This is a genomic window from Streptomyces sp. SID13031 (assembly GCF_010548305.1).
Lineage (GTDB): Bacteria > Actinomycetota > Actinomycetes > Propionibacteriales > Kribbellaceae > Kribbella.
The window spans coordinates 1-18,351 of sequence record NZ_JAAGLV010000007.1 but is presented as its reverse complement, the minus strand read 5'-3'; the positions used below and the strand labels follow the sequence as shown (position 1 = coordinate 18,351).

At 68.0% G+C, this 18,351-nt stretch carries 13 protein-coding genes and 1 tRNA gene; 10 read left to right on the top strand and 4 right to left on the bottom strand.

The window, feature by feature from the left end; genetic code table 11:
- Nucleotides 1–13 precede the first annotated feature (13 nt).
- The 7 genes from G3I17_RS15535 (at nt 14) to G3I17_RS15505 (ending at nt 11,103) form a co-directional block, all read left to right on the top strand.
- Nucleotides 14–349, top strand: a complete 336-nt coding sequence (locus G3I17_RS15535) for an L-rhamnose mutarotase (RefSeq protein ID WP_164596752.1) — start codon at nt 14–16, stop codon at nt 347–349.
- A 1-nt stretch (nt 350) separates the two neighbouring features.
- Nucleotides 351–1,508 carry an L-rhamnose isomerase gene (rhaI, locus tag G3I17_RS15530; protein ID WP_164596751.1) on the top strand — a complete coding sequence of 386 codons (1,158 nt, stop codon included), beginning with the start codon at nt 351–353 and terminating at the stop codon, nt 1,506–1,508.
- The gene (locus tag G3I17_RS15525) at nt 1,505–3,553 is read left to right on the top strand and encodes a bifunctional aldolase/short-chain dehydrogenase (RefSeq protein WP_164596750.1); all 2,049 of its coding nucleotides are present in this window, start codon (nt 1,505–1,507) and stop codon (nt 3,551–3,553) included. The genes rhaI and G3I17_RS15525 overlap by 4 nt, the downstream gene beginning before the upstream one ends.
- Nucleotides 3,554–3,563: 10 nt before the next feature.
- The gene (locus tag G3I17_RS15520) at nt 3,564–5,024 is read left to right on the top strand and encodes an L-fucose/L-arabinose isomerase family protein (RefSeq protein ID WP_164596749.1); all 1,461 of its coding nucleotides are present in this window, start codon (nt 3,564–3,566) and stop codon (nt 5,022–5,024) included.
- 9 nt (nt 5,025–5,033) lie between these two features.
- Entirely contained in the window at nt 5,034–6,539 is a 1,506-nt protein-coding gene (locus tag G3I17_RS15515) for a rhamnulokinase family protein (protein ID WP_164596748.1), read from the top strand.
- Between the two features lie 5 nt (nt 6,540–6,544).
- A complete protein-coding gene (locus tag G3I17_RS39810; protein WP_203590265.1) occupies nt 6,545–6,958 on the top strand; it encodes a LuxR C-terminal-related transcriptional regulator in 414 nt (137 codons plus the stop codon).
- A gap of 209 nt (nt 6,959–7,167) precedes the next feature.
- On the top strand, nt 7,168–11,103 hold the full coding sequence (locus tag G3I17_RS15505; protein WP_164596747.1) for a family 78 glycoside hydrolase catalytic domain: 3,936 nt from the start codon (nt 7,168–7,170) through the stop codon (nt 11,101–11,103).
- Nucleotides 11,104–11,106: 3 nt separating this feature from the next.
- Here G3I17_RS15505 and ilvA read toward each other — a convergent pair whose 3' ends face one another.
- Nucleotides 11,107–12,378: a threonine ammonia-lyase IlvA gene (ilvA, locus tag G3I17_RS15500; protein ID WP_164596746.1), complete on the bottom strand. Its 1,272-nt coding sequence runs from the start codon at nt 12,376–12,378 to the stop codon at nt 11,107–11,109.
- 230 nt (nt 12,379–12,608) lie between these two features.
- On the opposite strand from ilvA, the gene G3I17_RS15495 reads away from it, so the two are divergent.
- Nucleotides 12,609–13,475, top strand: coding sequence for a hypothetical protein (locus G3I17_RS15495; protein WP_164596745.1), 867 nt, complete (start codon nt 12,609–12,611; stop codon nt 13,473–13,475).
- Nucleotides 13,476–13,547: 72 nt separating this feature from the next.
- Here the strand turns inward: G3I17_RS15495 and G3I17_RS15490 are convergent, their stop codons facing one another.
- The 3 genes from G3I17_RS15490 to G3I17_RS15480 are packed head-to-tail and all read right to left on the bottom strand — an operon-like array spanning nt 13,548 to nt 16,642.
- Nucleotides 13,548–14,507, bottom strand: coding sequence for an acetylxylan esterase (locus tag G3I17_RS15490; protein ID WP_164596744.1), 960 nt, complete (start codon nt 14,505–14,507; stop codon nt 13,548–13,550).
- 39 nt (nt 14,508–14,546) lie between these two features.
- Nucleotides 14,547–15,005, bottom strand: coding sequence for a hypothetical protein (locus tag G3I17_RS15485; RefSeq protein WP_203590264.1), 459 nt, complete (start codon nt 15,003–15,005; stop codon nt 14,547–14,549).
- A gap of 53 nt (nt 15,006–15,058) precedes the next feature.
- Nucleotides 15,059–16,642, bottom strand: coding sequence for an LCP family protein (locus G3I17_RS15480; RefSeq protein WP_203590263.1), 1,584 nt, complete (start codon nt 16,640–16,642; stop codon nt 15,059–15,061).
- A gap of 245 nt (nt 16,643–16,887) precedes the next feature.
- On the opposite strand from G3I17_RS15480, the gene G3I17_RS15475 reads away from it, so the two are divergent.
- Both G3I17_RS15475 and G3I17_RS15470 read left to right on the top strand, forming a co-directional pair.
- Nucleotides 16,888–16,977: transfer RNA gene (locus G3I17_RS15475), tRNA-Ser, on the top strand.
- Nucleotides 16,978–17,226: 249 nt separating this feature from the next.
- On the top strand, nt 17,227–17,961 hold the full coding sequence (locus tag G3I17_RS15470; RefSeq protein ID WP_164596743.1) for a DUF4097 family beta strand repeat-containing protein: 735 nt from the start codon (nt 17,227–17,229) through the stop codon (nt 17,959–17,961).
- Nucleotides 17,962–18,351: the final 390 nt, after the last annotated feature.

Genomic DNA, 18,351 nt, shown 5'->3' with positions numbered 1-18,351 from the left:
CCCGGTCATCGCCATGAACCGCTACTGCTTCTGCCTCCAGGTCAAGCCGAGCCGGCTGGACGAGTACGTCGAACGCCACCGCGACGTGTGGCCGGAGATGCAAGCCGCCCTCCGGGACTCCGGCTGGCACAACTACTCGCTCTTCCTCCGCGATGACGGCCTGCTCGTCGGGTACGTCGAGGCCGACGACCTGGAGGCGGCGCAGAAGGCGATGGCGGCGACCGAGGTGAACAACCGCTGGCAGACCGAAATGAAGGCCTACTTCAGCGAAATCGAGGGTCGTCCGCCGGACGAGTCGTTCGTGCTGCTGCCCGAGATCTTCCATCTGACTCCGAGTACCGAGGACTGATATGACCAGCGTGACCGATGCACTGAGCCGTCAGGAGATCGAGCTGCCCTCGTGGGCGTTCGGCAACTCGGGCACCAGGTTCAAGGTGTTCAGCCAGCCCGGCGTCCCGCGGTCGCCGGAGGAGAAGATCGCCGACGCGGCCGTCGTGCACAAGTACACGGGGGTGGCGCCGAGCGTCGCGCTGCACATCCCGTGGGACAAGGTCGACGACTACGCGGCGCTCGAGGCCTACGCCAAGGAGCAGGGCGTCCGGCTCGGCGCGATCAACAGCAACGTCTTCCAGGACGACGACTACAAGCTGGGCAGCGTCACCAACCCGGATCCCCGGATCCGGCGGAAGGCGACCGACCACCTGCTCGAGTGCATCGAGATCATGGACGCCACCGGCTCGCGGGACCTCAAGCTGTGGTTCTCCGACGGCACGAACTACCCCGGCCAGGACGACATGTGGGATCGGCAGGACCGGCTGGCCGCGGCGCTCAAGGAGGTCTACGACCGGCTCGGCGACGACCAGCGGATGCTCCTGGAGTACAAGCTGTTCGAGCCGGCCTTCTACGCCACCGACGTCCCCGACTGGGGTACGTCGTACGCGCACTGCCTCGAGCTCGGGCCGAAGGCCGTGGTCTGCATCGACACCGGGCACCACGCACCGGGGACCAACATCGAGTTCATCGTGGCCTTCCTGCTGCGGGCCAAGAAGCTCGGTGCGTTCGACTTCAACAGCCGGTTCTACGCCGACGACGACCTGATGGTGGGCGCGGCCGACCCGTTCCAGCTGTTCCGGATCATGAACGAGATCGTCCGGGGTGACGCCCTCGACCCGAGCGGCGGCATCGCCTTCATGCTCGACCAGTGCCACAACATCGAGGCGAAGATCCCGGCCATCATCCGCTCGGTGATGAATGTCCAGGAGGCGACGGCGAAGGCGCTACTGGTCGACCGCGACGCGCTCCGCAAGGCCCAGCAGGACGGTGACGTGCTGGCCGCGAACGCCGCGATGATGGACGCCTTCAACACCGACGTCCGTCCGTTGCTCGCAGACCTGCGGACCGCGCAAGGGCTCGACCCGGATCCCGTGGCGGCCTACCACCGCAGCGGCTACTTCGAACAGATCAGCAAGGACCGAGCCGACGGCCAGCAGGCCGGATGGGGAGCATGACCGTGCCGGACAGTCCCGACGTCGCCGCCGAGCTTGTTGCTAGGAGCAACAGGTTGGGCAGCGACCCGCGCAACACCAACTACGCGGGCGGCAACACGTCCGCGAAGGGCACGGCCACCGATCCGGTGACCCAGCAGCCCATCGACCTCGTCTGGGTGAAGGGTTCCGGCGGCGACCTCGGCACCCTCACCGCCACGGGTCTCGCGGTACTGCGACAGGACCGGCTGAACGCCCTCATCGAGGTGTACCCAGGCGTGGACCGCGAGGACGAGATGGTCGGGGCCTTCGACTACTGCCTGCACGGCAAGGGCGGGGCGGCGCCGTCGATCGACACGGCGATGCACGGCCTCGTGGACGCGCCGCACGTCGACCACCTGCACCCCGACTCCGGCATTGCGTTGGCGACGGCGGCCGATGGCGAGAAGCTGACCGCGGAGTGCTTCGGCGACCGGGTCGTCTGGGTGCCGTGGCGTCGACCCGGGTTCCAGCTCGGCCTGGACATCGCCCAGGTGAAGAAGGACAACCCGCAGGCGATCGGCGTCATCCTCGGCGGCCATGGGATCACCGCCTGGGGCGACACCTCCGCCGAGTGCGAGGCGAACTCGATCGACATCATTCGCACGGCGGAGCGCTTCTTGACCGAGCAGGGCAAGGCTGAGCCGTTCGGCGCCGTAGTACCGGGGTATGAAGCGCTGCCTGAGGCGGAGCGGCGGCAGCGGGCGGCGGCGTTGGCGCCGGTGATCCGCGGGCTGGCGTCGACGGACAACCCGCAGGTCGGGCACTACAACGACTCCGACGTCGTGCTGGAGTTCACGGCACGTGAGCGGTTGGCCGAGCTGGCCGCGCTCGGTACGTCCTGCCCAGACCACTTCCTGCGCACCAAGGTGCGGCCGCTCGTCCTCGACCTGCCCCCGGCGGCTTCGGTCGAAGAGGTCACGCTGCGGCTCAGGGAGCTGCATCTGCAGTACCGCGAAGACTATGCGGCGTACTACGACCGCCACGCGACTCCCGACAGCCCGCCGATGCGCGGCGCCGATCCGGCGATCGTGCTGGTGCCCGGCGTCGGGATGTTCAGCTTCGGCAAGGACAAGCAGACGGCCCGGGTGGCCGGCGAGTTCTACCTGAACGCGATCAACGTGATGCACGGCGCCGAGGCTGTCTCGACCTACTCGCCGATCGACGAGAGCGAGAAGTTCCGGATCGAGTACTGGGCGCTGGAGGAGGCCAAGCTGCAGCGGATGCCCAAGCCGAAGCCACTCGCCACCAGGGTCGCCTTCGTGACCGGCGGCGGTTCCGGCATCGGCAAGGCGATCGCTCAGCGGCTGGCCGCCGAGGGCGCCTGTGTCGTCGTCGCCGACCTCGACCTCGCCGCAGCTGAGGCGGTAGCGAAGGAGATCGGTACTTCGGACCAGGCGGTGGCCGTCGGTGCAGATGTATCGGACGGCGCCGCCGTCGACCAGGCGATGCAGGAGGCCGTGCTGGCTTTCGGCGGGGTCGACCTCATCGTCAACAACGCCGGCCTGTCGATCTCGAAGCCGCTGCTGGAGACCACCGAGAAGGACTGGGACCTCCAGCACGACGTGATGGCGAAGGGCTCCTTCCTGGTCTCCCGCGCCGCTGCGAAGGTGCTGATCGACCAGGCCATCGGTGGCGACATCGTCTACATCTCCAGCAAGAACGCGGTCTTCGCCGGTCCCAACAACGTCGCGTACGGCGCTGCCAAGGCCGACCAGGCACACCAGGTCAGGCTGCTCGCGGCCGAGCTCGGCCAGTACGGCATCCGCGTCAACGGTGTGAACCCCGACGGGGTCGTCCGCGGTTCCGGGATCTTCGCCAAGGGCTGGGGTGCCCAGCGTGCCGCGGTGTACGGCGTACCGGAGTCGGAGCTGGGGGCGTTCTACGCGCAGCGCACGCTGCTCAAACGCGAGGTGCTGCCGGAGCACGTGGCGGCAGCCGTCTTCGCTCTGGCCGCTGGGGACCTGTCCCAGACGACCGGCCTGCACATACCCGTCGATGCCGGCGTCGCCGCCGCCTTCCTGCGCTGAGGAGTTGGCCATGTGGAGCAGTGATCCGAGTCGTTCGGTGGACGGGCATGGCCTGCTGCCATGGGCCGAGCCGCGGAAGACGCGGATCGGCCTGGTCGCGGGTGGGCTCGGCGCGTACTGGCCGCAGTTCCCCGAATTGCTGCCGCAGCTGCAAGCCTCGGCGCGACGCGTGTCGGAGCGGTTCTCCGCGCTCGACTGCGAGGTGATCGACGTCGGCTTCATCTCCGACGCCACCGAGGGCGCGGCTGCGGCTGAGAAGCTCAGGCTCGCGGACTGCGATCTGATCGTCGGCTTCCTCACCACCTACATGACCGCGTCGATGCTCGTCCCGATCGCGCAGCGCAGCGGTGCACCGGTGTTGCTGCTCAACCTGCAGCCGACCGAATCGATGGATCATGCCTCCTTCGACACCGGTGCCTGGCTCGCATACTGCGGGGCCTGCCCGCTGCCGGAGATGGCGAACGCCTTCGAGCGCTGCGGGATCGACTTCCGCTCGGTCTCCGGGTATGTCGAGGACGAGCGTGCGTGGTCCCGGATCGAGCGGTGGCTCAAGGCGGCGGGTGTGCGGGCCGCGTTCCGGCACGGGCGGCACGGCCTGCTGGGGCATGTCTACCCCGGCATGATGGACGTGATCACGGACCCGACGCTCGTCTCCGCGCAGCTCGGCGGGCACGTCGAGAACCTGGAGATCGACGATCTGCGGGTCCGGGTCGAGAAGGTCACCGAAGCCGAGACGGCCGAGCGGATGAAGGTTGCCCGGGATGTCTTCACCCTCGACGATTCGGTAGTCGAGGACGACTTCCGCTGGGGGGCGACGGTGTCGGTCGCGCTCGACCGGCTGGTCGAGGACTTCCAGCTGGACACGCTGGCCTACTACCACCGCGGGCTCGACGGCGAAGCGCACGAACGCGTCGCCGCCGGCATGATCCTGGGCGCATCGTTGCTCACGGCAAGGGGTGTGCCGGCCGCCGGGGAGTACGAGCTGCGGACGTCGCTGGCGATGCTGGTGATGGACAAGCTGGGCGCGGGCGGTTCGTTCACCGAGCTGCAGGCGCTGAACTTCCACGACAACGTGGTGGAGATGGGGCACGACGGGCCCGCCCACCTCGCGATCAGCGCGAAGAAGCCGCTGCTGCGGGGGCTCGGGGTCTATCACGGTAAGCGTGGCTGGGGGGTGTCGGTCGAGTTCGACGTGAAGCACGGACCAGTCACCGCGCTCGGTCTCGGCCAGCTTCGCGACGGTACGTTCAGGCTGATCGCCTCCGAGGGCGAAGTCGTCCCCGGCCCGCTCCTCCAGATCGGCAACACCACCTCTCGCGTCGACTTCGGCTGCGATCCCGGCGAGTGGACCGATGCCTGGTCCGCCTCGGGCATCGCCCACCACTGGGCCCTCGGCACCGGCCATCACGTCGCGGAGCTGAAGGCAGTAGCCGACCTCCTCCACCTCGACCTCCGCATCGTGAAGGTCTAGGAGCCGACCATGGGCGTGAACCTCGCAGCAGTAGACCTCGGCGCCTCCAGCGGCCGGGTCATGCTTGGTCGCGTGGACGCCCGCGCCGGGCTACTGGAGTTGAGTGAGGCGCATCGCTTCTGGAATGGGGCTGTGCGGCTGGGAGGCACGCTGCACTGGGACATCCTGGCGCTCTACCGCGAGACGCTTGTCGGGCTGGCGGCGGCTGACCGCCTCGTCCGTGCCGCTGGTTCGGCCGGCGCCCTCGACGGTTCTGATTCGGCCCGGCTGGGTCTGGCCGGGGTCGGGATCGACTCGTGGGCTGTCGACTACGGGTTGCTTGATGCCAACGGCAAGTTGCTCGGGAATCCTGTGCACTACCGCGATGCCCGGACCGAGGGGGTGATGGAGCGAGTGCTCAAGAGCATTTCCGCGGACGAGTTGTATGCGGCGACCGGGTTGCAGCAGTTGCCGTTCAACACGATTTATCAGTTGGCTGCCGAGGAAGGGCTCGAGCGGGCGGCGACGTTGTTGATGATCCCGGATCTGCTCGGGTACTGGCTGACGGGCGAACGGGGTGCCGAGGCGACGAACGCTTCGACGACACAGCTGTACGACGTACGGGCTCGTGGGTGGGACGAGGGGCTCGCCCGGCGGATCGGAGTACCGGCTGGGTTGTTGCCGGAGATTCGGGAAGCGGGGCAGCTGGTCGGGGCGTTGCTGCCGGCGGTCGCCGAGGAGACGGGGCTTGATCCGGCGACGCCGGTGATCGCGGTCGGTTCGCATGACACCGCGTCGTCGGTGGTCGCGGTGCCGGCCGCGGAGGGGGAGCGGTTCGCCTACATCTCCTCGGGGACGTGGTCGCTCGTCGGGCTGGAGCTCGACGAGCCGGTGCTCACCGCCGAGGCGCAGGCGGCGAACTTCACGAACGAAGGGGGTGTCGACGGCCGGATCAGGTTCCTGCGGAACGTGATGGGGCTGTGGATTCTGCAGGAGTGTCTGCGCGTCTGGGGGGACGATGACTTGGCAGGGCTGCTGCGCGCGGCGGCCGCGGCGCCGGCCTTCGCGGTACTGATCGATCCGGACGATCCGAGTTTCCTTGCTCCCGGCAACATGCCGGGCAGGATCGAGGAGTTCTGTGCGCGATCCGGGCAGGACGCTCCGCGGTCCCGGGCGGCGGTCGCCCGGTGCGTGCTGGAGAGTCTTGCGCTGGCGTACCGCCGGACGCTGCGGCTGGCGCAGGAAGTCGCCGGGCGGGAGATCGACGTCGTCCACGTGATCGGTGGTGGCTCGCAGAACGAGTTGCTCTGCCAGTTGACCGCGGACGCCTGTGGACTACCTGTCCTGGCAGGCCCGGTCGAGGCGTCGGCGCTCGGCAACGTCCTGGTGCAGGCACGAGCACTCGGCGAACCGCTGCCCGACCTGACCGCGATGCGCGAACTGGTCCGCGCGACCCATGAGCTGCGGCCCTACCAGCCGCAGGGCAAACCGGCCGACTGGGACGCCGCCGAGTCCCGGATGTTCGGAACAAGGTGAATCAGATGACCATTCTCCAGAACGACCCCCTCGCCCCGGAGAACCGCGACCAACCTCACCCCCGCCCACCCGAACCCCACCTCCGCGACGTCAGCCGCGACCTGCACGCGCTCGATCACGACCCACTCAACCGGGACCTGGCGGCCCGGGAGGTGCCCCCGCACGAGCCGCTCGGGCGGGACGTGCGGGCGCGGGAGGCGCTGGCCCGGGTCGGGCGTGGGGCGCATCGCGAGATCAGCCACGACGACCTTCAGCTCCTCCGACTGCTCGCGACCGGTCTCCCGATGGACTCCGTCGCGCGCCGCCTCGATCTGTCCGAACGCACCGTACGCCGGCGCACCCGCGCCGCCTGTGACCGTCTCGGCTTCGGTACCGCCGTAGAAGCCATCGTCTGGGCCGCCCGCCGCGGCCTCCTCTAAGCCCCTCGCGACCGTCTCCGGCGGTCTCCCTGCAACCCTTCGCGACCGTCTCCGCCGGCCGCGCACAACTGGTCCCACCTGCATCCGCCTGTCGATCAACCGGCCGACAGGTCTGATTCCGCTGCCCGCTGTCATCCGCGGCCTCGCCTCTACCGAGTGCCGTGCTCGGCCTGAAGATCCCGCCCGTATCTCCCGAGGAGTCCGTCCTGATGTCTCTCCGCTTACGCATCGGCAGCCTGCTGGCAGCCGCAGCCCTGCTGACCCCGCTCCTGCCCGCGACAGCCGCGCCACCGACCTCCGCAGCAGCAGCCGCAGCGGCCACCGCAGTGGTGAAGCTCAAGACCAACAGCCTCGCCAACCCACTCGGCATCGCCCCCGGCGCACCCCGCCTGAGCTGGCAGCTCGACGGCAGCCGGCGAGGCACTACCCAGACGAAGTACGAGATCCACGTCGCCTCCACCGCAGCCAAGACCTCCACCCCGGACGTCTGGAACAGCGGAGTCGTCAGCTCCGACCGCTCAGTCGACGTCCCGTACGGCGGCCCAGCCCTGACGCCGTACACCCAATACTTCTGGCAGGTCCGCGTCTGGGACGACACCGGTACTGCGTCCGCCTGGTCGCCAGTCGCCACCTTCGAGACGGCCAACCTGAAGCCGGAGGACTGGCAAGGCGACTGGATCGGCGCCGACAGCCAGCCGGGCGCCGAGTGGACCGACTACACGATCGGCGCCGACCTCACGCTGACCAAGGACGCCGTCGGAATCTTCTTCCGTGGCCGCGGTGGCAACGGCTACATGTGGCAGCTCAACCAGGAGAACGACGCCCGCCCGCTGCTCCGCCCCCACGTGAAGCTGGCGACCGGCTACAGCCTCCTCGGTGAGATCCCGCTGACCGGCGTCAACCTCAAACAGCGCCACCACGTGAAGATCACCATCGCCGGCCACACGATCACCACCTGGATCGACGATGTCCAGGTCGACCGGCGCGAGCGCTCCGATCACGACGCCCCCGGCCTCGTCGGGTTCCGTACGAACGGTGTCGAGGCGGGCATCGTCCACACCCTCAAGGTGACCAACGCCGCCGGCAAGAACCTGGTCGACACGGCCTTCCCGGCAGGCGACCAGACCTTCCCCGACGGCACCGTGCTGCAAGCGGGCGGTCTCCAGGTCAAGGGCACCACCGACCTCTGGCTGCCGGGCAAGGCGGTCCCCGTCTTCCGCAAGAACATTTCGTTGCCCTCAGCAAAGAAGGTAGCCAAGGCCAGGATGTACGCCGCGGCGCAGGGCATCTACGAGCTGAGCCTGAACGGCCAGAAGGTCGGCGACCAGGAGCTCGCCCCCGGTTGGACCGACTACGCGCACCGGATCCAGTCCCAGAGCTATGACGTGACGAAGCTCGTCACCAAGGGTGCCAACACGGTCGGCGCCGAGCTCGCCAGCGGCTGGTTCGCGGGCAACGTGGCGATGTTCGGCTCGAACAAGTACGGCAGCGAGACGGCCCTCTCGGCGCAACTCCGGGTCACCTACACCGACGGCAGCACGGACACCTTCGCCACTGACCCGACGTGGGAGACGGCGCCTGGCGCAGTACAGGCTGCAGATCTGCTCAATGGCGAGACCTATGACGCGCGCAAAACGGCCACCGACTGGTCGCCGGTGAAGGTCCGCCCGAGTGCGATCTCGAAGCTGGCTCAGCAGACGGATCAGCCCGTCAGAGTCACCGAAGAGCTGCAGGCCAAGGCGATCGCATCGCCCACCCCGGGCGTCTACCTCTACGACCTCGGCCAGAACATGGTCGGCGTAGGCAAGTTCCAGCTGACCGGCGCGCCTGGGCAGACCGTCAAGATCCGGTACGGCGAGGTGCTCAACCCCGACGGCACCCTATACACGGACAACCTGCGCAGCGCGAAGGCCACCGACCGCTACACGTTCGGCACCGCCGGCCCGGAGACGTACCAACCGCGATTCACCTTCCACGGCTTCCGGTACGTCGAGCTGAGTGGCCTCCCCACAGCCCCGCCGGCCAGCGCCGTCACCGGTGTCGTGATGGGCACCGACGGAGCCAAGACGAGCAGCTTCATCACCAACTCGGCCCTGGTGAACAAGCTGCACAACAACATCGTCTGGGGCCAGCGCGGCAACTTCCTCTCGATCCCGACCGACACCCCTGCTCGCGACGAGCGGATGGGCTGGACCGGTGACATCAACGTGTTCGCCCGCACGGCCGTCTACAACCTGGACTCGCAGGCGTTCCTGACCAAGTGGCTGCAAGACCTCCGCGACAGCCAAGCCCCCAACGGTGCCTACGCCAGCGTCGCGCCGACCGTGCCGAACTCCTTCGACGGCGGTCTCGGCAATGCGGGCTGGGCCGACGCGGGCGTCAATGTGCCGTGGACGCTCTGGCAAGCCTACGGCGACACGTCCGTCATCAGTCAGCACTACGACTCGATGCGCCGGTACGTCGATTACCTGGTCGCCAGCTCCAATGGACTGATCCGCGGCGGCGGCGACTATGGCGACTGGCTGAACCTCGACGACCCGACCCCGGGTGATCTGATCGGCACCTCGTTCATCGCCAAGGGTTCCCGCCAGTTGAGCCAGATGGCGGCGGCGATCGGCAACCAGGCCGACGCCGCGAAGTACCAGAAGGTCTACGAGGACACGCGAACTGCCTTCGCGGCCCGCTTCGTCGGGGCGGACGGCAAGGTGGGGACGGACAGCCAGACCGGATACATCCTCGCCTTCACCAACGACCTCGTCCCAGCCGACAAGGTCACCGCGGCAGGCGAGCACTTCGCCAACGCGATCCTCCGTCGCGACACCCACCTGTCGACCGGCTTCCTCGGGGTCGACGGACTGCTGCCGGTGCTCACCAAGATCGGCCGCTCCGACCTGGCGTACAAGCTGTTGCAGAACACCTCGTACCCGTCCTGGGGTTACGAGATCGGCAAGGGCGCCACGACCATCTGGGAGCGCTGGAACTCGATCAACCCGGACGGCACCTTCAACGACGTCGGGATGAACTCCTTCAACCACTACGCGTACGGCGCTGTCGGCGAGTGGATGTATCGCACGCTGGCGGGCGTCTCCGCGGCCGAGCCGGGCTACCGCAAGGCCGTGATCGCGCCGACGCCGGGCAACGGCATCGACTCGTCCGACTACCGGTACCAGACCCCGTACGGCGAGATCGCGAGCCGGTGGAAAGGGACAGCCGACTACGGCCTGACGCTGGATGTCACCGTGCCGGCCAATACCACGGCGACGGTACGGATCCCCGCGCCGAGCGTCGGCGCGATCACCGAGAGCGGCGGTTCGCTGGCCACCGCGGACCACGTGAGCAACGTGGTCGACGAGGGTTCGACGGTCGCCATGACGGTTGCCTCAGGCACCTACCAGTTCGTGGTCACACCCGCCCCGATCCGGCTCAGCGCGGCCACTGCGCCGACGTCCGGTGAGCCTGGTACGACCACCACGCTGTCGGCGGTCGTGAAGAACCGCTCGACCGCCCCGGTCACCGGCAAGCTCGAGGTGACCGTGCCGGAAGGCTGGACCGCGCCCGTGACAGAGCCCGTCACCCTGGCACCGGGCACCCAGACCACGGTCACCGCCCGGATCGCGGTGCCGGTCGAGGTCAACGCGGCCCCGGTGGCGTTCGGGGTGAAGTTCCTCGATGCGGTCACGCCCTCGATCGGCTTCACCGTGAACCAGTCGCTGGAGCCGGCGAACGCCATCGACTACGTGGATCTCGGTGCGATGGCGTCCGAGGCGGCACACTCGCTCACGGCTGCGCCCTCGTCGGGAACGACTGTCGAGAGTGGACGGACGCGACGGTACGCCGGGATGTTCGTGCCCGGGGCCTGGTTCGAGTTCAATCTCGGGGTCAAGGCGGGTCAGCCGTTCGTGATGCGCCTGGTGGAGACGTATGACAAGGCGCAGGTGAAGGACTACGAGGTGCTGGTCAACGGCAAGGCCGTCAAGCACCGGGTGATCAGCAGCCCGGGCGCCGGCCTGCAGACGTACCAGTTCGTCGTCGACGACCCAGCCGTGCTGACCGGCTCGACCGTCCGCGTCCGGATCCAGCACAACGCGACGGCCTCGGGCTACGACCCGTCGATCGCCGACGTCTGGTCACTGCCGCTGCCATAAGAGCTAGATCAAGTAGCGGAATTCGGCCGAATCGGGCTTGATCCGTTCAATGTCGAGAGGGGCCGCCTCCATCCGGTCGAGCAGACCGGTGAGGTCAGTGGGGCGGCCGATCTCGATGCCCACCAGGGCGACGCCGGTCTCCCGGTTGTTGCGCTTCACGTACTCGAACAGGGTGATGTCGTCGTCCGGCCCGAGCACTCCGTCGAGAAATTGCCGCAGAGCACCCGGTTCCTGGGGGAAAGTCACCAGGAAGTAGTGCTTGAGCCCCTTGTGGACGAGTGAGCGCTCCAAGATCTCGCCGTACCGGCTGACATCGTTGTTCCCGCCCGACAGCAAGCAGACGACCGTCTGACCCGGCTCGATCTCGATCCCGTTGCCCAGAGCGGCGGCGGACAAGGCTCCGGCCGGCTCAGCGATCAGCCCATCTGTTTGGTAGAGCTCGAGCATCTCCGAGCAGACCAGGCCCTCGGGCACGGACATCATCTTCACCCCAGCGGCAGCAGCCAGCGGGAGCGTCACGTCACCGACGCGGCGTACGGCGGCGCCATCCACGAAACTGTCCAGCTGCGGCAGGGTCACCGGCGCTCCGGCGGCCAACGCAGCAGCCATACTCGCCGCGCCGGCCGGCTCCACCCCGACCACCCGTACGCCGGGGTGCCGCTGCGCCAGCCAGGTCGCCACCCCCGCGATCAGGCCGCCACCACCAACCGGCACAACCAGTACGTCGGGAGCGTGGCCGAGCTGGTCGACGAGCTCGACGGCGACCGTGCCCTGCCCCGCAACGGTTCTGGGGTCGTCGAAGGCGGGAACGAGCGTCGCGCCGGTGGCGGCGGACTCCGCGAGAGCGGCAGCGGCTGCATCGTCATAGGTATCGCCAGTCACGATGACCTCGATCTGCCGGCCGCCGAGGGCCGCGATCCGGTCCCGCTTCTGGCGCGGCGTCGTACGGGGCACGTAGACGCGGCCATGGACGTCGAGGGTGTGGCACGAGTACGCCAGGCCCTGGCCGTGGTTTCCGGCGCTCGCGCAGACCACGCCGGCCTTCTTCGAGGCTTCGTCGAGCTGGGCGATCAGGTTGTAGGCGCCGCGCAGTTTGTAGGAACGGCCGATCTGCAGATCCTCGCGTTTCAGCCAGACATCGGCGCCGATGCGTGCGGAGAGTCGCGGGTTGCGCTGCAACGGAGTACGGATCGCAACCCCGTCCAGCCGCTTGACCGCGTCCTCGATCCGCTCGGCGTCGACGGTGCTTGAAGCGACTGAATGACCTGCCTGCATGACGTTCCTTCCCGTGCATCTGCACGTTCTTCACCGATTTGCTCGCAGCACAAGACACCCTTAGTCCAGAGTGCGGACGGTCGGACACCGTTGCGCAACGGGTCCTTTTTTTAGGAGTGAAATGGGTCTGGCGTGGGCAGTCTAGTTCTCATACGCTCACTCGGTGTAACGGCCAGGGGTCTGGACGGGATGAGCCGAGTAAACCGGTCAACGGGGACTGGAGGGCAGAGATGGAATCGATTCCGTTCAGTCTGTGGGGCGATGCGTTGTGGTGTGGGCAGGAAGTGGTGCGGGAGGCTCCGCACGAGCAGGCGATCCGTCGCCTGTTTCCTGACCCGATCCCAGCGCGTGGCGCAGACCTGGACACCACCGCGGACCTCGTCCCGGAACCGCGGAACCGCTTCGACCCGCGCTCGATCGCTGTTCGGGTGCAGGAAAAGGTGGTCGGCTACTTGCCGAGGGACGACGCACACCGGTACCACCCGGTGCTGTCGGAACTGGTGGCGCAAGGCCTGCAGCCGCAGGTCCCGTGCCACTTGTGGGTCAGCGAATGGGAACCCGCCGATTGGGAGGGCAAAGGCGATCAGGGCACTCAGTTCCACGCGAGCGTCGCCGTCGCCCTGGGCCAGCCGCACATGCTGGTCCCGGTGAACCTGCCACCGCCCGGGAGCTACCACCTGCTGCCACCGGGCAGCGGGATCGTAGTACCGGGCAGTGAGGTCCATCCGGACGTCCTCACGCCGCTCTTCCGGCCGGAAGGCGAGTGCTGGGCGTACGCGACGATGCACGCGGTCGAGGAGGAGGACGGGTTCCAGGACCGGCACCGGATGGTGGTGGAGATCCAGCTGGACGACGAACCTGTCGGCCGGCTGAGTCCTCGCCTGAGTGCCGAATTCCTGCCCGCCATCCACTATCTGGCGGACATGCGTGCCGAGACAGCCGCCCGAATCGCCGTCCGCGGCGACCGGACAGCATCGGAGGTGATCTTGTACGCAGCTCGGAGTCATGACCTGCCGGCGACTTGGCCGGACGGCCTGACCCGGTCTCCAGTGGCTTCTCCACCGTGGCACTACTGGGTCGGTAAAGAAGCGAACTGACCTCAAGGCGGCCGCGCAGTACTCGCCAAAAAGGTGGTGGCGGGTACTGCGGGGCTACCGAGGGGGTCCGTACTAGAGCTTCTGGCCCAACGATTGGTAGATCTCGTCGAAGGCGCCCGGCAGGTCGTCGTGGCCGAAGTCCGGGTAGACGCGGAGCTGCTTCGGGCTGGTCAGCTTGTTGTAGGCCGCGTACTGCGTCGACGGCGGGCAGACCTGGTCCTCCAGGCCGACGTAGAGCGTGACCTCAGCCTGGATCCGGTCCGCCAGGTTCTGCAGGTCGATGTACCCGAGCGTCGTGAACACCTCCTGCTCGCGCAGGTGCCTGGGGTCGCGCTTCTTGAACCAGGTGGTGATCTCGTTGTACGGGTCCGTGTCCAGGTTGAGTTCCCACGCGCGCTGGTAGTCGCTGAGGAACGGGTACACGCTCGCCGTGTACTTGATCCCCGGCGTCAGCGCCGCGCAGACCAGGCTGAGCCCGCCGCCCTGGCTCCAGCCGGTGGTACCGATCCTGGTCTCGTCGACCTCGGGCAGCGCGCCGATGATGTCGGCGAGCCGGCGGGTGTCCAGGAAGACGTGCCGGTAGAGCAGCGTGTCCGGGCCGCCGTCGAGGCCCTCCACGAGGTGGTAGCGCAGCGAGAAGCTGTTCGGCTGCTGGGACTCGCTCCGGTACGCCACCTGCTCGCGCACGTCCAGGGCGGCCACGGTGAACCCCTGAGCGGCGTACGGGAGCAGGTCGATCCATTTGGGCTGCTCGCCGCCGTACCCGTGGAAGATCAGCACGGCCGGTCCCGTGGCGTTGTGCGGGCGGATCACCTTCGCGTGCACCCGGTAGCCGCCGGTACCGGTGAAGTAGAGGTGCTCGGCCGTCGCGAACGGCAGCGGGAAGTCGGTCGCCTCGGCGAACTCGGTCTCCGGGTCGGTCGCGGCCAGCTCGGCCAGCGCCTTCTCCCAGAACTGGTCGAAATCGGCCGGCCGGGGATTGGTCCCCTGGTAGGCCAGCAGTTCCTCGGACGACATCTCGAACGACAGCACGGTCTCCGGACTCCCTTTGTCAGCTCAAACGAATGACCATCATTCTGCGGGGTCGGCCGGCTCCGCGGCAGTGCCGTCCCAGATGGTGTAGCCGTTGGCCTGGTTGAGCCGCTCCCGCAGCTCCGCCTCGAGCTTGTCCAGCTGCGCCGGAGCGAGCCAGTGCACCGGGATCAGGACCGAGTGCTCCTGCTTCTTGGTCCGCAGGACGACGGCCTCACCTTGCGTCGTACCGATCCGGCCGACCTCGGTGATGTCCGTCCAGGCGGTCCGCAGTCCCCGCACCTGTACGTCGTCGGAGCCGAGCTTGAGCAGCACCGGCGGCCGGGCAAGGACCCACATCCCAGCCAGCACGACCAGCCCGCCCAGTACGACGAACACGGCCACCACGGCATCCGGCACCCCGACACCCCAGAGCACCGCCGCCACCCCGAGCAGGATCAACCCAACAGCCGGAATCCCGAGGAACCGCCCCGGCCGCATCCGGTACGTCGTACGCATCCGCCAAGGATCTCAACACCCGCCGCCGACTCAGAAGGCGGGTGCCTTGCTGGTCAGTTGCCGGTCTGGCTCGGGTCGTAGGCGCAGGCGTCGTTCAGGTTCTGCGGCTGGCCGGCTGCGGGCTTGGAGGTCGTCGAGGACGGCTTCTTGGTCGGCTTCGTGGTCGTCGAGGCGGACGGCTTGCTGGACGGCGTCGAGGCGACCGGCTTGGTCGGCGGCTGGATCGCCTTCTGCACCAGCTCCTGCATCGCCTCGTAGTTCGGGTTCTGGCCGGTCGGGAAGTTCTTCGACTTGTCCAGGTCGACGTTGGTGACGTTGGCGTTCTTCACCTTGAGGCCGAGGTCGATGAAGTCCGCCAGGATGTCCTGCGGGATGTCGGTGCGCAGCAGTTGCTTACCGGCTGCGGCGATCTGCTGGTAGCTCGTCACCAGGGCCTTCGGGTTCGCGCTGCTCACGAGCGCGTGGATCGTGCAGCGCTGGCGCTCCTGGCGAGACGGGTCGCTCAGGCCGTACCGGCCGCGGGCGAACCAGAGGGCGTCGTGACCGTTCAGCTTCTGGTCCGGGCCGGGTTGCAGGTAGCCGGAGGGCTTGCGGGCCGTGTTCGAGCCGGGGCCGTCGCCGTAGTCGCCGCCGATCGGCACCTTGTAGTTGATGTTGACGGTGATCCCGCCGAGGGCGTCGATGATTTGCTCGAAGCCCTTGAGGTTGACCTGCATGTAGTAGTCGATGTCGAGGCCCAGAGCCGCGCCCGCCGACACCTTGAGCACGTCCGCGCCCTCGTTGTCGGTCGCGCCCAGGATGCCCGGGTACTTCTTCGGGATGTTGTCGTACATCGAGTCCAGGTAGTACTCCGGCTGCTCGGCCGGACCGCTCGGGTCGTAGTACCCGTCGGGGAACTTCGCGTACAGCGGGGAGTCCTCGGGGAACGGCATCCGCATCCAGTTACGGCTGAGCGAGATCAGCGCCGTATCGCCGGTCTTGGTGTCGATGCTGGCGACGATCACCGTGTCGGTCCGGGTGCCCTCGCGGCCGACGCCGTCATCGGCGCCGAGCAGGACCAGGTTCAGCCGGGGCTTGTTCGCCCAGGGATCCTTCTTGTCGAGGTTCGGCCGGGTGGCGCTCTTGGAGTCCTTCTCGGACTTGAAGACGCCGCCGACCAGGTCGCGCTGGGCCATCACGGTCTGCGCGGCGAACGTGGTCGGGACCGCGATACCGAAGCAGAGCAGCCCGACGAAGGCCGAACCGGTGAACCGGCCGACCGAGGTCAGGCTGATCGGGCGGAGCAGCTTGTGCGACGAGACCACGATGCAGATCCAGAGGAAGCCGGCCACCAGGACGCCACCGGTGGCCAGCAGCAGGCGGCTCGGGTTGACGGCGAGCTCGACGATCGAGTCACGCTGGGTGAGGGCGAAGAACGCGGCGATCAGCAGCAGGCCGGCGTACAGCGTGATCACGAACGCGCCGAGCTTCTTGCGGCCACCGAGGACGAAGCCGAGGCCGGGGATCAGGGCGCTGAGCAGCGTCAGACCCATCGCCTTGGAGACGGATCGGCTGCGATAGGCGCGCTGAGCGCGCTGGCGGGACCGGTTGGCGCGAGGCGCGGACCTGTGTCCAGCTGCGCGAGTACTCCGCGTCATGGCTCCGTTCCCTGCTCGACGACGTGGCGGCGTGGCGGGACCGTCAGAGTAGGTCCCAATACATCAGACGCCGACACGGCCTCCTTGGTTGACGTCACGTTACGACCCCCGTCGATTCGGCAAGGTTACAGGGCAACGAAACCGACCCCCAAGACGGCCGCCGAGAGGCCGGGCACCCCGCTTTGCTGCCGGACGGGTTGTCCCTATAGTCTTGGCCGTCGTCGCATCGCAGTGAGATGCGCGGAGGAGGCGTCGCCTAGTCCGGTTTATGGCGCCCGCCTGCTAAGCGGGTTGAGGGTAATCCCCTCTCGGGGGTTCAAATCCCCCCGCCTCCGCAACAAAGAGAGAGCCGCCAGCGCGCGCAGCACGCTGGCGGCTCTCTTTTGTTGCGGAGAGAAGGGGGGATTTTGGGAGGCGCAGCCGGTTCCCCCCGCCTCCACACTCAATACGAGCCGCCTAACGCAATGCGCAGCAGCCGGCTCTTGGGGACGCCTTCACCTGGCCGACGAGTGGGGGCGGCGTGTCAGCGGTGGCGTCAGCGCGATGACCGGGCGGTGTCAGGGCGGCAGGCGAATGTTGCTCCCATGAACAGCTCACCGATTGCGACCACCGCCAACACCGCCACCCCGACCAACGCCCAGGAGCAGACGACGCAGAACTTCGACACCCTCGCCCCGATCTCCGTCGTCCTCGACATCCCCGCGGGCCGCGTTCAGTTCGTCGCCGCCGACCGGGCCGACACGACCGTCGAGATCCTGCCCGCGGACGCCTCGAAGGGGCGGGACGTCAAGCTGGCCGAGCTGACCAAGGTCGGGTACGCCGACGGCGTCCTGCGGATCGAGGCCACGGCGAAGAACCAGCTGCTCGGTACCTCGGGATCCATCGAGGTGACCGTCCACCTGCCCGCCGGTTCGCAGCTCGACGCGAAGGCGGCCAGCGCCGAACTCCGTACCGTCGGGCGGTTCGGCGACATCGCCTTCGAAGGTGCGCACGGCGCGATCAACCTCGACGAAGCCGCGAGCGCCCGGCTCACCACCCAGGCCGGCGACATCTCGGTCGGCCGCCTGACCGGATCCGCGGAGATCAGGACCAGCAAGGGCGACATCCGCATCGCCGAGGCCAGCGGCGGCCCGCTCGTACTGCGTACCGAGGCCGGCAACATCTCGATCGCCGCAGCCCCCGGCGTATCAGCCACCCTGGACGCCGGCACCTCGTACGGCCGGATCCACAACGGGCTGAAAAACAGTGAAGGCGCCGCCGCCCAGCTCGCCATCCACGCGACCACCGCGTACGGCGACATCTCCGCCCGCAGCCTCTGAGCATCACCAGCACAACCGCATCGGGCGCGGGATGCGCTGGCCCAGACCGGCGGCCAGCACATCCCCGCGAGGGCTCGCAATCAGCCGAAGGCGAGGTGTTTGGCTTCGGCCAGCCGCTCGGCCGAGCGGACCGTCGGCGGCTCGGTGCCGGCGATCAGGTGGGTTACGCCCAAGGCCTCGTACTGGAACTGCCCACGCGCCTGGTCGCGCGCGAATCAACGCTGGGGTTGGCCAATCTGGACAGCGAAGCGCCCCAACCGGTGGGCGGGTTCTCATGGTCGTCGCAACACCTTGATTTGAGGAGTTGCGGCGGCCATGTCGTTTGTGGAGGACTTTGAGTGTCACGGTGATGCGTTGTTGCGGTTGGTGGATGCGGGGGTTTCGGTTACG

What these genes read in the sequence shown, in the direction of transcription:
- G3I17_RS39810 (WP_203590265.1), top strand. Translation starts at nt 6,545, where the DNA reads ATGACCATTCTCCAGAACGACCCCCTCGCCCCGGAGAACCGCGACCAA.
- G3I17_RS15515 (WP_164596748.1), top strand. Translation starts at nt 5,034, where the DNA reads ATGGGCGTGAACCTCGCAGCAGTAGACCTCGGCGCCTCCAGCGGCCGG.
- ilvA (WP_164596746.1), bottom strand. Translation starts at nt 12,378, where the DNA reads ATGCAGGCAGGTCATTCAGTCGCTTCAAGCACCGTCGACGCCGAGCGG.
- G3I17_RS15535 (WP_164596752.1), top strand. Translation starts at nt 14, where the DNA reads ATGAACCGCTACTGCTTCTGCCTCCAGGTCAAGCCGAGCCGGCTGGAC.
- G3I17_RS15480 (WP_203590263.1), bottom strand. Translation starts at nt 16,642, where the DNA reads ATGACGCGGAGTACTCGCGCAGCTGGACACAGGTCCGCGCCTCGCGCC.
- G3I17_RS15520 (WP_164596749.1), top strand. Translation starts at nt 3,564, where the DNA reads ATGTGGAGCAGTGATCCGAGTCGTTCGGTGGACGGGCATGGCCTGCTG.
- G3I17_RS15470 (WP_164596743.1), top strand. Translation starts at nt 17,227, where the DNA reads ATGAACAGCTCACCGATTGCGACCACCGCCAACACCGCCACCCCGACC.
- rhaI (WP_164596751.1), top strand. Translation starts at nt 351, where the DNA reads ATGACCAGCGTGACCGATGCACTGAGCCGTCAGGAGATCGAGCTGCCC.
- G3I17_RS15525 (WP_164596750.1), top strand. Translation starts at nt 1,505, where the DNA reads ATGACCGTGCCGGACAGTCCCGACGTCGCCGCCGAGCTTGTTGCTAGG.
- G3I17_RS15495 (WP_164596745.1), top strand. Translation starts at nt 12,609, where the DNA reads ATGGAATCGATTCCGTTCAGTCTGTGGGGCGATGCGTTGTGGTGTGGG.
- G3I17_RS15505 (WP_164596747.1), top strand. Translation starts at nt 7,168, where the DNA reads ATGTCTCTCCGCTTACGCATCGGCAGCCTGCTGGCAGCCGCAGCCCTG.
- G3I17_RS15485 (WP_203590264.1), bottom strand. Translation starts at nt 15,005, where the DNA reads ATGCGTACGACGTACCGGATGCGGCCGGGGCGGTTCCTCGGGATTCCG.